The organism is Microbacterium sp. AC035, from assembly GCF_979258485.1.
Genome location: NZ_OZ409858.1, coordinates 2,432,268 through 2,445,806 on the forward strand (window position 1 = coordinate 2,432,268; position 13,539 = coordinate 2,445,806).

A 13,539-nucleotide genomic window follows, 5' to 3' on the forward strand; every position below is an offset into this window, starting at 1 on the left:
CAGCGACTCAGCGCCGATGCGGCTCGCCTCTGAGACCTGCTGGCGCGCGGATCGTTTTCCCGCTGGGACCCATGGAGTTTTGCCGAAGTTTTGCACTACCCTTCACAGTGAAGGGTTCGGCAAAACTAACGAGAAACTGGAGGCGCTCCTTGACTTCTCCCACAGAGGCAGCCGGGCTCCTGCTAGCCAAGATCCGCGACGAGGGCCTCACCCCCGACGACCTTGAGTCCCTTGACATTGAGTTCAAGACCGACGGTCGCTCGAGAAACGATGACCTCGCAAATATCGCGGAAGCGGCTGCATGCCTCGCGAACGCAAATGGCGGAACTCTCATTGTCGGTGTGGACGACAAAACGTCCGGCAACGCGGCATTCGTCGGCACAACCCTCGACCCGGAGCAGACACGACTGCGAATCTACGAGATCACTCGACCACCACTCCTGGTCGACGCGCATGCGTTGACTGATTTTCCCGCCCCCACCCTGGTGATTCAGGTACCTGACAGCACGCAGGTGCACAGCGCAAACGGGAAGCTCCCCACAGAACGGGTTCATAAGAGCTGCATGCCCATGGACGGCAACCGCATAACCGCGGTCACAGCGCGGAAAACCGGTCGAGACTGGAGCTCGCAGCCAAGCTCCCTGCCTACCCCCGAGACCGATGCGATCGCCATGCAAGTAGCTCGCGGCATGCTCGCGCGCGCGTCCAACGATTCCTCCCGGCGTCTCGCCGAAGCGTCCGACATCGACATCCTGCGGGCCACAGGGGTCGTCACCGACGATCAGATGCTGACGAACGCCGGGGCATTGCTCTTCAGCCGTGCCTACGCAGATCAGACACTCATCGCCTACGTACACAGGCGAACCCCCACAGGCCAGCTCACCGCCAACGAACAGCTCGCAGGGCCGCTGGTTGTCGCGATCCAGCGGGTCTTTGATCTCATCAATGCGAGACTCGAGACAACTCCCGTTTCCATCGGAAAAGGTCAGCAATTGCACGTCGCCGACCTTCCAGAGATTGCTGTTCGTGAGGCCGTCGTGAACGGGCTGATGCACCGCGACTACTTCAGTCTCGACAGGACATCCGTCGAGCACACCGTCACCCAACTGCGAGTAACGTCTCCGGGCGGGTTCCTCCCCGGGATCCGGGTCGACAACGTTCTCACCACCTCGTCGCAAACCAGGAACCACGACCTCGCCGGCGCGATGCGCATGCTCGGACTCGCGGAAACAGCTGGCACAGGCGTCGACCGCATGTACGCGGAGATGGCACGTATTGGACACGAACCTCCGCGCTACACCGCCGACCCCACAAGAGTCGAGGTCACGCTCCTCGGTGGCGCCCCCAACACCGCGCTCGCCCGATACGTAGCGACGCTTCCGACAGCAGAAGCTGAGGACGCCGACACCATGGTGATCCTCCTCACACTTCTGACGCGCAAGATCATCAATGCCGACGACCTCGTGCCGCTCCTCCAGAAGCGCTCTCTCAATGAAGCGCAATCAGTGCTCGACAGGCTCTCCAGCGACGCACTGAAGCTCCTGGAGCCGACGCGGGAGACTGCCCGAAGGAAGCATCCGAAGTACCGACTCCGCGAAGAAGCTCTCACCGCTCTCGGCTCTGCGGTCACGTACCGGCGGCGCACGACAGACCAACTCGACCGCAAGATTATCGAGATGGTCACTGAGACCGGCACCATCAACTCTCGTCTCGTGCAGCTACTCCTCGACCTCGACGGAGTCAGCGCATCGCGAGTGCTCTCCGACCTCGTCGACAGAAACATTTTGCTGAAGACGTCGGAGGCAACCCGCGGCCCGTCAGTGACATACGGAAAAGGTACGGCGTTCCCGATAAAGGCGGTGAAGCCTGTCGCGAAACGTCACCTCAATACACCCGGCGAGGAGGCGGGCGCGCAACCGGTACCCGGCGACGTCCCGCTATTCACGGACGAACTCTTCGAACACGGACGCTGACGACCCGAGCAGCCGATGTACCGGGGTCTGCGGGATTGAACGCATGGAAAAAACGTGTCCGACGCGCGCGACACTCGACTCCAGCCGCGGATCTGGGCTCACATCACGAACGAGGATCTCAAGGTATACACGCTCGAATGTCCTGTTCCTAGTGTGGTGAGCGCGTTTGGTGAGCGATTCAACCGAGGTTAGTGAACGGGTTGGCGGAGGAAGCGGAACGCACCCTACGCTGGCCGCATGACTACTCTCATCCTCACTGTCGCGGGTGCTGATCGCCCCGGTCTCGTCGCTGCCGTCGCCGATGTCGTCGATGCCCACGGCGGCAACTGGGAGAACAGCTCGCTCGCCGAACTCGCCGGAACCTTCGCCGGCGTGATCGAGGTGTCGGTCGCCGCGGAGCGCACAGCCGAACTGCAGGATGCGTTGCGCGGCCTGCAGGGGCAGGGCCTGCTGACCCTCGCCGTGCTGACCGGTTCTGCGGCAGATGCCGACGCCGAGGATCAGGTTCTCGAGATCCGGGTGCTCGGCAACGACCGCTCGGGCATCGTCCGCGAGGTGTCGAACGTGCTGAGCGCGCATGACCTGAGCATCGAAGAACTGGCGACCGAGACCCGGGATGCCGCGATGGCCGGCGGGCGCCTGTTCGAGGCGTCGGTGATCGCCCGGGTTCCCTCATCAGTCGACCTCGACGCCCTGCGCCATGACCTGGAGCGGATCGCCACCGAGATCCAGGTCGACATCACCCTCACCTGACCGCGGCGTCCCCTCCGCCCGATACGCACACAGCGCCCCGCACGGCCCCCGAGGCGACCGCAAGCCTGTGCAGACCGAGGCGAACTGTGCAGAACGGGCGAGATGAGACGGCGATCGTCGTCACTCAGGGCGATCGACGGACGACCCTTCGGCGCGCATATCCGTCTCGGTGTACCGGCGCACCCAGTACTCGGTCTGTGCCACATGAGCGGATGCCGCAGCGGATGCCGCGACCGGATCCGCGGCGGCGAGTCCGCGAAGGATCGCACGATGCCCGGCGTCGGAGTGCAGTTTGAGCTCGGCGGCGTCGCCGGCATCGGGAATCCGATACGCCCGCGATCGTGAGCGCAGCACGTCGATCAGGCTGGTGAGCGCGTCGTTGCCGGCGACCTCCGAGATGGTCATGTGGAAGGCATGGTCGAGGCGCGAGTGGTCTTCGAAGTCGTCGCTCGCCTCGATCTCATCGAGCACACCGCTGAGCTCCTCGATCGTCGCGGAGTCGATGCGCGCGGCGGCGAGCGCGGCGGCGTGCGGCTCGAGCACCCGGCGCAGCTCCGTCAGTTCGAGCACTCCGGCCATGGGCAGCAGCCCGACTGTCAGCGAGAGGCTGCCGATCAGGTCGGCGGCGCGAAGTTCGCTGACGTAGCTGCCGGAGCCGTGGCGGGTCTCGAGCACCCCGAGTGCGGCCAGCATGCGGATGGCTTCGCGCAGCGATCCTCGCGAGACGCCCAGCGTCTCGCACAGCTCGCCCTCGCTGGGCAGACGGTCGCCGGGGCGCAGCGCGCCGTCGGCGATCAGCGCACGCAGCCCGTGCAGAGCCGTATCCAAAGCGCTCATCGTGATCCTCTCTGACACCGGCCACTCCCTTGCGAGTCTGTCTGACGCGCGCTCTTCATCAAATTCGTATGACAACTATGTTTCATCTTCGCCTTTCCATAGCCATATCGGAACCTCTGTGGCAAAGTTGTGCAACAACTCCCCCACTGCACCGACGAGGACCGATGCCCGCACCACTCTTCCCCGCACCGCTCACGCTGAACTCCGGCATCCGAGCCCGTGATGCGTGGCCGCTCGATCCCGACGTGATCCACCTGAACCACGGCTCGTTCGGCGCGGTCCCCACCGCGGTCGTCGAGCAGCAGGATGCGCTGCGGCGCCGGGCCGACCTCAGCCCGGTCGAGTGGTTCCCGCGCATCGCCGAGCGAGTGCGCGCCGCCCGCGAGAGCACCGCCCCCTTCCTCGGTGCCCACGCCGAAGACAGTGTCTTCGTGCCGAACGCCTCGGCCGCCGCCACCGTCGTCTACAACGCGATGCACCTCGAGCACGGCGACGAGATCCTCGTCACCGACCAGGGCTACGGCGCGATCACGATGGGCGCGCAGCGCCTGGCCCGCCGCTTCGGAGCATCCGTCCGCGCCGTCGAGCTGCCATTGCTCGCCTCCGACGACGAGGTCGTGCAGCGCTTCGCCGACGCGCTCACCCCGAGCACCCGCCTGATCGTGGTAGACCAGATCACCTCGCCCACCGCCCGCATGCTGCCCACCCGCCGCATCGCCGAGCTCGCCTCCGAGCGCGGCATCCGCACCCTCGTCGACGGCGCCCACGCCCCCGGTCTCGTCGCCGACGCCGCGGCAGTCGCCGGCGGGGACTGGTGGTTCGGCAACCTGCACAAGTGGCCGTGCGCCCCGCGTGGCTCGGCACTGCTGGTCACGAACGCACCCGACCGCGACGACCTGTGGCCGCTCATCGACTCGTGGTCGGCGAACGAGCCCTACCCCGAGCGCTTCGACACCCAGGGCACGATCGACGCGACGACCTATCTCGCGACTCCGGCGTCGATCGAGTTCATCGAGGCGGAGTTCGGCTGGCACAACGCCCGCCGGGCCATGGCGGAGATGGCGGATGCCGGAGCCGAGATCATCGCCGAGGGTCTGCGCCCCTACGGCGACGAAGACCCCCTGACGCCACTGCCCTCCCCCGTGCCGTCGATGCGGCTCGTGCGCCTGCCGCTCGGACTCGGCTCCACCCGTGAAGAGGCCGACGCTCTGCGCATGGATCTGCTCGACGAGACCGGCGTCGAGACCGCGTTCACCAGCTTCCGAGGCATCGGCTACTTCCGCCTGTCGGCGCACCTCTACACCGAGGCCTCGGACTTCGAGGCCTTCGTCGAGCGCTGCATCCCGCAGATCCTCCGCCGAGCCGGCATCCGCACCCCCGACTCGATCATCGTCTCCTGACCCGACCACCCACTCCACCCACCACCCGACCCACAACCATCACCAACTGAGAGGCACCTCGTGAAGAAGAACAGAATCTTGACGACCGCCGCGGGAATCGGCACCGTCGCCGCACTCGCGCTCACCGGCTGTTCCGCAGGCGGCGGCGACTCCGCCGACGGCACGGTCACCCTGCAGATGGTCGAGAGCCTGACCAACCCTGCACGCACCGACCTGCTCCGCGGGCTCCTCGACGACTTCGAGAAGGAGAACCCCGACATCAAGGTCACGCTGGTCTCGCCGCCGACCGAGCAGGCCGACGCGAAGATCCAGCAGATGCTGCAGTCGGGCAAGGGCGTCGACGTCCTCGAGGTCCGCGACATCACCGTCGGCCCGTTCGCGAACAACGGCTGGCTGCACGACATCTCGGGCGACCTCGAGAAGTGGGACGGCTGGGACGCCCTGACCGACAACGCGCAGGCCGCGTCGGTGGCCACCGACGGCAAGAGCTACTTCGTGCCGTACGGCTTCTACGGCCTGTCGCTCTTCTACCGCACCGACCTGGTCGAGGAGGCGGGCTTCGACGGCCCGCCGCACAGCTGGAAGGACCTGCTCGAGCAGGCCAGCGCCATCCAGGACCCCTCGAACAACATCTACGGCTACGCGTTCCGCGGCGGTGCGAACGCGAACAGCAATGTCGTCGCCGCGATCGAGGCGTACACGATCGACGGCCTCGACGTCGATGACGCGTTCCTGATGGAGGACGGCTCGACGATCTTCGCCGCCCCCGAGGCGCAGGAGGCCGTCGACGACTACTTCGACCTGTTCAAGGAGGCCTCGCCGCCTTCCGCCGTCTCGTGGGGCTACCCCGAGATGGTCGCCGGCTTCACCAACGGCACCACGGCGTTCCTGCTGCAGGACCCCGAGGTCATCGCCACCGTGCAGGACTCGTCGCTGACCGAGGACCAGTGGGACACCGCTCCGCTGCTCGTCGGCCCCTCGGGCAAGGCCGCACAGCCGCTGGCCGTCGCCGGCTGGGGCGTCGCCGAGAACAGCGAGCACCAGGATGCCGCGGTCAAGCTCGTCGAGTTCCTCTCGTCGGCCGAGCCCGCGACCGAGTTCGCACAGGCCAACAGCCTCGTGCCGATCATCTCGGAGGCCGCAGACGACGAGTTCTACTCGTCCGGCCCGTGGACGAGCTACGTCACGATGACCGAAGACCCCGAGACGTACGTCAACGTCAAGCAGCCTCGTGGCGTCAGCTGGTGGACCGAGTGGATCCAGAAGTCCGACCAGGACGTGCAGAACGTGCTGCTCGGCAACATGTCGACCAGCGAGCTGCTCGAGTCGTGGGACACGTTCTGGACCGAGAAGTACGCTGCGGAAAAGGGCTGATCCGTGACCCGGACCACACTCGAAGGGGGCTCCGTCGGCACCGCCGGCGGGGCCTCCCCGGCATCCCGCCGGCGCCGCCCCTTCCGTGGCCGCCACGCGCTGACGCTGCTGGCCTTCATGGCCCCGGCGATCGTGTTCGTGTGCTGGTTCACCTACTGGCCCATGCTGCAGGGCGCACGCATGGCCTTCCACGACTGGAACCTGTGGGATCTCACCTCCACCCCCTGGGTGGGCTTCGACAACTTCGTCACCGTCTTCCAGGACCCGGCCTTCCCGGTCGTCGCCTGGAACTCCGTCCTCTGGGTCGTCGGCTCGCTCGTGCCGCAGCTCGTGATCGGCTTCCTGATCGCCCTCGCGCTGCGCAAGCGGTTCCGCTTCCGCGGGCTCTACCAGGCGCTCGTGTTCTTCCCCTGGGCCGTCTCCGGCTTCCTCATCGGGATGCTGTTCCGCTGGATGTTCAACGCCGAGTTCGGCGTCGTCAACGACCTGCTCATGAAGGCCGGTCTGATCGACGCCCCGCTTCCCTGGCTGGCGGATCCGAAGCTCGCGATGTTCGCGGTCATCGTGGCCAACATCTGGTACGGCGTGACGTTCTTCGCGATCATGATCCTCGCAGCGCTCCAGTCGGTGCCTGACGAGATGCTCGAGGCCGCCAGCCTCGACGGTGCAGGCAAGGTGCGCCAGCTGTTCTCGATCATCATCCCGTACATCTCGATGACGCTGCTGCTGACGATCCTGCTGCGCATCATCTGGATCTTCAACTTCCCCGACATCATCTACGCGATGACGAACGGCGGGCCGGCGAACCAGACGCACATCATCACCACGTGGATGATCAACTACACACAGCAGGGCAACTACGGCATCGCGAGCGCGATCGGGCTCATCGTGGTCGCGTTCCTGTTCGTGTTCTGCGCGTTCTACCTGATGGCGATGCGGAAGGTGCAGCGATGACCATCACCGGCACAACAGTCACCGAGACCCGGCGTCTCACCGTCCCCGACATCGCGAAGGCACCGCGCCCGAAGCGCAAGGCCTCGGTCGGCGGCGTCATCCGCGTCGTCGGGCTCGGCCTCTGGCTCGTCATCACGCTGTTCCCGCTGTACTGGATCGCGCTGACGTCGTTCAAGTCGCCGGGCACGATCAACTCGTTCCCGATCGAGTACTGGCCGTCAGAGCCCTCGTTCGACAATTACGTCAGCCTGTTCCAGCAGAGCTCGTTCGGGGTCTTCCTCGCGAACTCCGCGATCGTGGCCACGATCGCGGGCGCGGTGGCGACGCTGATCGCGCTGCTCAGCGCCTACGTGATCGCCCGGTTCGAGTTCCGCGGCAAGGGAACGGTACTGGTCGCCTTCCTGCTCACGCAGATGATCCCGGCGTTCATCGCGCTCGGGCCGCTGTACTCCATGATGACCGACCTGGGCCTGGTCGACACCAAGCCCGGCCTGATCCTCGTGTACATCGCGGTCTGCATCCCGTTCTCCACGGTCATGCTCCGCGGCTTCTTCGAGAATGTCCCCGACGCGCTCGAAGAGGCGGCGATGATCGACGGATGCTCGCGCTTCGGCGCCCTGTTCCGGGTGCTCGTGCCGGTGATGACCCCGGGCATCATCGCCGCGTTCATCTTCAACTTCGTCAACTGCTGGAACGAGCTGTTCCTGTCAGTCGTGCTGATGAACACCGATGCCAACCGCACGGTGCCGTCGGCGCTGAACGGCTTCATCTCGACGTTCAACATCGACTGGGGCTCGATGAGCGCCGCAGCCGTGCTGACGATCCTGCCGACCATGGTGATGTTCGCTCTCGCGAGCCGCTGGATCGTGCAGGGACTCACCGCTGGAGCCGTCAAGGAGTAAGCGCTCCCGCGCATGACGAAGGCCGCCGTTCGGGAGGAAGGGCGGCCTTCGTCATGCGGCGGTCAGACCAGGCGCGCCTTCGGCGAGACCGAGTAGGTGGCCTCGGCGTCGCGGTTGACCGTGTCGCCCAGCGCGGTGTCGATCGCGGCGAGCGTGTCGGCGTCGAGCGTCACACCAGAGGCCTTGACCGTGTCGGCGAGCTGCTCGGGGCGCGAGGCGCCGACCAGGGCCGCCGCGACGTTCGGGTTCTGCAGCACCCACGCGATCGCGAGCTGCGGCATCGAGAGGCCCGCCTCTTCGGCGATCGGCTTGAGCTTCTGCACCGCAGTGAGGATGTCGTCCTGCAGGAAGCTCTTGATGAACTCCGAGCCGCTGTGCGGGTCGGTCGCGCGAGAGCCCTCGGGCACCGGCTGGCCGGGCAGGTACTTGCCCGACAGGACACCCTGGGCCATCGGCGACCAGACGATCTGCGAGATGCCGAGCTCTTCGGACGCCGGCACGACCTTGCCCTCGATCACGCGGTGCAGCATGGAGTACTGCGGCTGGTTCGAGATGAGCTGCACGCCGAGCTGCTTCGCGAGAGCGTGGCCGTCGCGCAACTGCTCCGCCGTCCACTCCGAGACGCCGATGTAGAGCGCCTTGCCCTGGCGGACCACGTCGGCGAACGCCTGGAACGTCTCCTCCAGCGGGGTCTCGTAGTCGAAGCGGTGCGCCTGGTAGAGGTCGACGTAGTCGGTGCCGAGTCGCGTGAGCGAGCCGTTGATCGACTCGAGGATGTGCTTGCGGCTCAGTCCGGTGTCGTTCGGGCCCTTGGGGCCGGTCGGGAAGTAGACCTTCGTGAAGATCTCGAGGCTCTCGCGGCGCTGACCCTCGAGCGCCTTGCCGAGCACGACCTCCGCGGCGGTGTTCGCGTAGGTGTCTGCCGTGTCGAATGTGGTGATGCCGGCGTCGAGCGCCGCGTGCACGGTCTTGACAGCGGCGTCGTCGCCGACCTGCGAAGCGTGCGTGACCCAGTTGCCGTAGGTGATCTCAGAGACCTTGAGACCGCTGTTGCCGAGATAGCGATAGTTGACCATGCGACAACGCTACCGGCCGTCGCCGACACCGGGGCCCGATCGCCGTGACCGGTCTCAGAACAGCAGGTGTCAGGAGCGGGCTCACGCTAGCGGCGGTCGCCGAGAGCATCCCGATACTCCCGCCATGCGACACCGAGGCGGCGCACCCCTTCCGTCAGGACCTCGTCGGGCGCCGTGAACGGGATGCGAATGTGGTCGTCCGGCAGGACGGATGCCGCGAACGCCGCGCTTCCGGCGATAGACACCCCGTGCACGGCGGCGATCCTGGCGAAGGCGCTGGCCGACCCCACAGGCAGCGCCGCCCAGAGTGAGAGTCCACCGCGAGGCTCGGCCCAACGCCAGTCGGGCACGTGCTCGGCCAGCAGCGACCGCACGAGCCTCAGACGCTCACCGTGGATGCGGCTGGTCGCGGTACGCAGATCGACCGCCCTCGCCAGCAGGTCGAGGGCGAGGAGCTGACCAGGCACACTCGTCGACTGGTCGGCGAGCTGTCGCGCCGCGCGCAGTCTGCGCACCAGAACGGGGTCGGCCCGCAGCCAGCCGATCCGCAGTCCAGCCCACGCCCACTTCGACACCGACTCGACGACGATGATCGGGGCATCGGCACGTTCCGCCGCCAGCGTCGGAGGCACGACGCCGTCGAATGAGATGCCCGCGACCACCCTGTCTTCGATGACGGGCACACCGTATTGCGCGGCCAGTTCGGCGACGCGATGTCGCGCGGCCGCAGGAAGCCGAGTGCCGGTGGGGTTCTGGTGGTGCGGGTTCAGCGCGATGGCGACGGGCCGCAGCCGGGCGATCGCGACCTCGAGCGCATCGACATCGAGCCCGTCATCCCCCATCGGGATGCCGTGCACGATGCCTCCGCGAAGACCGACCGAGTCGGTGACGCCCGGCCACGTCACCTCCTCGGCGAGGACCACATCGCCGGGGCTGACCAGCGCATTGATCACCAGGCTGATCGCCTGCTGCGCGCCGTGGGTCACCAGGATCTGCTCGCGCGTGGTCGGCGTGCCCTCCGCACCGTACATCTCGGCGATCAGCTCGCGGAGCGCCGGCAGTCCGGCGGGGTCGGTCTCGGGGAGCAGCGCGAGTTCGAGCCGCGGCTGGTGCTCGCGGATCAGCTGGACGGCGAGGTCGGAGAGCTGCGGCACGGTGCGCAGCAGATCGATCGCGTTCGGCGACGCCGAGAAGAGCGCCTCTCCACGCCCCGGTCGCTGCACCGACGCGATCGCCGGCGTCGCGATTCCGGTGACGCGGGTGCCGCTGCCCTGACGTCTGTCGACGAGTCCCCGCTCGGCGAGGTCCGCGTAGGCTGCGACGACCGTCCCCCGCGACACCGCGCTCGCTGCGGCGAACGCGCGCTCCGCCGGAAGCCGGTCGCCCGCTCGCAGTTCGCCACCCGAGATGAGGGCGGCCACGCCCTCGGACAGCCGCGCCGCCAGGGTGCCCTCTCCCTGCGTCCATCGACCGAGTCGAGCAGCCAGGCCCTCCGCCGACACCTCGCCCGCCCGCACGAGCGGCGCGAGGGGCGCGAACCCCTCGTCCGATCGTTGGGCCACTGGCCCGCCATTGGCTCTGTCGATGGCGCTCATAGCATCCGATTCTGGACCAATGACGCAGCCAATAGCCATCGAACACCCGGATCTTGAGCCAATCACCCCGGAATGGACCATCAGCGAGCTCGTCGCGTGGCTCTCAGTGGAGTCGCGCCAGCACGACCCGGCGCTCCGCGGACCGCTGATGCTCATCGAGACGGCGCTGACGGGTGCAACCTGGACGGGCGAGCCGTCGACGGTGGCGCTGATCCGCTCGCTCGCTGCTGCGGTGCGCACTCAGGGCGATCTCCGGATCATCGACGTGCTCTCCCCGTCGTCGCCGATCGCGAGACCCGTCGAGCAGGTGCGCATCCGCGATCTCGCCGCACGCCTGCCGCGCCGTGTGGCCTGAGCGCTCAGACGCGCGGTTCGACCAGCTGCTCCTGCTCGGCGAGCGTCTGCGCCTGGGCGCGCTTGTCGGCGAGCTCGCGCTCCTGCGCCGCTTCACGCTCCTGCGCCGCCTGGGCGGCCTCCTTGCGCTCGGCCCGCGTCTTCGGTTCGCCTGATCCGGCATCCGCCTGGATCCCCTGGGACTGCACGGTCACGATCGCCGCACGGTCGCGGAAGCCCTCGGCCGTGACCTTGTCGAGTGCGACCTGCCTGCGGATCGCGGCGGCCTTCTCGTAGAGCGACGGGTCGCCGTAGGAGGTGAGCACCTTCACGAGCACCGGAAGCAACTCGATCATGAAGAACAGCGCGGCGATCAGGATGTGCGCCCAGAGGATCGTCGGCTCCTTCTCGCTCAGCCGGTTGAGTCCGCTGATCTGGCTCAGCAGACCGATCGCTCCCGCATTGCCGGATGCCACGGATTCGGCCCGTGCGTTGTACGCGTCGAGCGCGGCGTCATAGCTGTCGCGCGCGGCGGGCAGCTGCGACTGCGCCTCCTCGCGGTTCTGCGCCTCCGACGTGCTGGTGTTCTCCTTCGCGGCGGTGCCTGCCGCGGCGAGCTCCTCGTTGGCGGTGCGCAGCTGCGCGGCGAGCGCATCGTAGGTCTGCTGCGCCTCTGCGAGTTGGGCCTGGGCGGCATCGGAGCTCGCGCCCTCGCCGTTCACGCCGGTGCACCCGGGAACCGTGCCTGCACCTTCACCCGTGAGCTCGCACTGGTACAGAATGCGCGCCTGGTCGATGACGGCCTGCTGGTCTGTCATCTTGGTGGTCAGGTCGTCGACCGTCGCCTGAGCGGCGGATTCGCTCGCCGACGACGAGTCGGTGCCGGCCACGACGCCGGTGGCCGCCTGGTTCTCGAGCGTGGCGACCCGGTCGGATGCCGCGTCGAGCGCCGTCTTCTCGGGGCCCGTCTCCAGAGCCTCCTGGTCGGATTGCGCCTGCGTGATGTTCGTCGCGGCGACCTCGCGAGCGATGTCGTTGTGGAAGATCTGCAGCACGAGCGGCTCGGCGACGACGAAGCCGATGATCGCCGCCATGATCACACGCGGGATCGCGAGCCCGATGAGCTTCCAGACGTTGCGCGTCGACGTCATGGTCGAGGTCAGGAATCGGTCGAGGTTGAAGATGATCAGCGCCCACACGACCGCCAGTGGCACGGCCAGCCAGATCGCGGCCTGCACTCCGGTGGTCAGCGCGAACAGCATCGAGATCGCCGAGACCAGTGCGGTGCCGGCGAGCACGAAGAACATCTGCACGAAACGAGGGGTCTCGCCGGGAACCCGGTCGAGGATCTCGCCGTCGGCACCACCGAGGATCGCGAGCTTGCGAAGACGCGAACCCGGCACGCGCGGCGCACGCTCACGCGGCTGGCGACGGGGCTTCGGCTCGCGCACGGGCTCGGCGGGTGCCGTGGCATCCTGCCCGCCCTCTGCGTCCGGCGTGGGGTCGACCGACTCCGGCGCCTGCAGATCGGCGCCGGAGGGCTCGTACGCACGCAGGAAGTCGAGGTCGTCCGTGTCAGCGTTCGGGTCGCTGTCGAGGATGATCCGACCCTGCGAATCGAACCGTCCGGGGCGGTGAGCGGAATAGGGCATTCCGACAATCTACGAAAGGTCGCCTGTGGAAAACGTGCACGAACCCTGTGTTTCCGCCTCTGCAGGGCCGCTCGCACGCGGCTGACGGTCAGCTCGGGAGCATGCGGGAGAGCGCATCGGCACCAGCGGCGAGCGCGTCATCGAGCGTGAAATGTCCGGCTGCGCACAGCGTCGCGAGGCCATGCACAAGGCCCCACACGCCGGTGACGCTCTGTTCGTCGAGCCCGGCGGAGACGGATGCTGCAGACAGCAGCTCTTCGAGCTCGGCGATCAGCGGCGCCATGGTCTCGCTCGGCTCGCCGGGGATGCACACCGTGGGGTCGTAGATCACGTCGAAGCCGTTCGGATGCTCGACCGCGTAGCGGATGTACGCGGCACCGCCCTCGATCACCGCGGATGCCGGGTCGGGTGCCGCCGCGATCGCGTCACGCACTGCGGCCACGAGATCGGCCATGCTCCGCTCGGCGAGCACCTTGAGCAGTCCCCGACGGTCGGAGAAGTGGTGGTACGGCGCGTTGTGGCTCACATCTGCAGCGCGCGCGACCTCGCGCAGGCTGATCTCGCCCGCGGGTTTCTCGGCGAGCAGCTGCATCGCGGCGGCCTCGAGGGCGTGGGGGAGATCGCCGTGGTGATACCCCGATCGAGAACTTGACACAAGCAACATTGTTGCCTATCTTGACAGTGTCCACC

Annotated in this window: 12 protein-coding genes; 7 read left to right on the plus strand and 5 right to left on the minus strand. The window is 67.3% G+C overall.

Annotated features, from left to right (window positions below; genetic code table 11):
* Nucleotides 1-149: 149 nt before the first annotated feature.
* Complete coding sequence (locus tag ACZ0AA_RS11730; RefSeq protein WP_463512990.1) at nt 150-1,973, plus strand: ATP-binding protein; 1,824 nt, start codon at nt 150-152, stop codon at nt 1,971-1,973.
* Nucleotides 1,974-2,210: 237 nt separating this feature from the next.
* A complete protein-coding gene (locus ACZ0AA_RS11735) occupies nt 2,211-2,726 on the plus strand; it encodes a glycine cleavage system transcriptional repressor (RefSeq protein ID WP_463512991.1) in 516 nt (171 codons plus the stop codon).
* Between the two features lie 120 nt (nt 2,727-2,846).
* Here ACZ0AA_RS11735 and ACZ0AA_RS11740 read toward each other — a convergent pair whose 3' ends face one another.
* Nucleotides 2,847-3,563, minus strand: coding sequence for a FadR/GntR family transcriptional regulator (locus ACZ0AA_RS11740; RefSeq protein ID WP_463512992.1), 717 nt, complete (start codon nt 3,561-3,563; stop codon nt 2,847-2,849).
* Between the two features lie 164 nt (nt 3,564-3,727).
* Here ACZ0AA_RS11740 and ACZ0AA_RS11745 point away from each other — a divergent pair, with 164 nt between their 5' ends.
* The 4 genes from ACZ0AA_RS11745 to ACZ0AA_RS11760 are packed head-to-tail and all read left to right on the plus strand — an operon-like array spanning nt 3,728 to nt 8,193.
* Complete coding sequence (locus tag ACZ0AA_RS11745) at nt 3,728-4,963, plus strand: aminotransferase class V-fold PLP-dependent enzyme (protein WP_463512993.1); 1,236 nt, start codon at nt 3,728-3,730, stop codon at nt 4,961-4,963.
* A gap of 60 nt (nt 4,964-5,023) precedes the next feature.
* Complete coding sequence (locus ACZ0AA_RS11750) at nt 5,024-6,337, plus strand: ABC transporter substrate-binding protein (protein WP_400864269.1); 1,314 nt, start codon at nt 5,024-5,026, stop codon at nt 6,335-6,337.
* 3 nt (nt 6,338-6,340) lie between these two features.
* The gene (locus ACZ0AA_RS11755; RefSeq protein WP_290161707.1) at nt 6,341-7,291 is read left to right on the plus strand and encodes a carbohydrate ABC transporter permease; all 951 of its coding nucleotides are present in this window, start codon (nt 6,341-6,343) and stop codon (nt 7,289-7,291) included.
* Nucleotides 7,288-8,193: a carbohydrate ABC transporter permease gene (locus tag ACZ0AA_RS11760; protein WP_200933995.1), complete on the plus strand. Its 906-nt coding sequence runs from the start codon at nt 7,288-7,290 to the stop codon at nt 8,191-8,193. The genes ACZ0AA_RS11755 and ACZ0AA_RS11760 overlap by 4 nt, the downstream gene beginning before the upstream one ends.
* 62 nt (nt 8,194-8,255) lie before the next feature.
* Here the strand turns inward: ACZ0AA_RS11760 and ACZ0AA_RS11765 are convergent, their stop codons facing one another.
* Together ACZ0AA_RS11765 and ACZ0AA_RS11770 are read right to left on the minus strand one after the other, a co-directional pair.
* Entirely contained in the window at nt 8,256-9,269 is a 1,014-nt protein-coding gene (locus tag ACZ0AA_RS11765; protein ID WP_463512994.1) for an aldo/keto reductase family protein, read from the minus strand.
* 86 nt (nt 9,270-9,355) lie between these two features.
* Nucleotides 9,356-10,864 carry an aminotransferase-like domain-containing protein gene (locus tag ACZ0AA_RS11770; RefSeq protein WP_463512995.1) on the minus strand — a complete coding sequence of 503 codons (1,509 nt, stop codon included), beginning with the start codon at nt 10,862-10,864 and terminating at the stop codon, nt 9,356-9,358.
* 19 nt (nt 10,865-10,883) lie between these two features.
* Here ACZ0AA_RS11770 and ACZ0AA_RS11775 point away from each other — a divergent pair, with 19 nt between their 5' ends.
* A complete protein-coding gene (locus ACZ0AA_RS11775) occupies nt 10,884-11,219 on the plus strand; it encodes a hypothetical protein (protein ID WP_463512996.1) in 336 nt (111 codons plus the stop codon).
* A 4-nt stretch (nt 11,220-11,223) separates the two neighbouring features.
* On the opposite strand, the gene ACZ0AA_RS11780 is transcribed toward ACZ0AA_RS11775, so the two are convergent.
* Both ACZ0AA_RS11780 and ACZ0AA_RS11785 read right to left on the minus strand, forming a co-directional pair.
* Nucleotides 11,224-12,849, minus strand: coding sequence for a DUF4407 domain-containing protein (locus ACZ0AA_RS11780; RefSeq protein WP_463512997.1), 1,626 nt, complete (start codon nt 12,847-12,849; stop codon nt 11,224-11,226).
* An 88-nt stretch (nt 12,850-12,937) separates the two neighbouring features.
* Nucleotides 12,938-13,513, minus strand: a complete 576-nt coding sequence (locus tag ACZ0AA_RS11785) for a TetR/AcrR family transcriptional regulator (protein ID WP_463512998.1) — start codon at nt 13,511-13,513, stop codon at nt 12,938-12,940.
* Nucleotides 13,514-13,539: the final 26 nt, after the last annotated feature.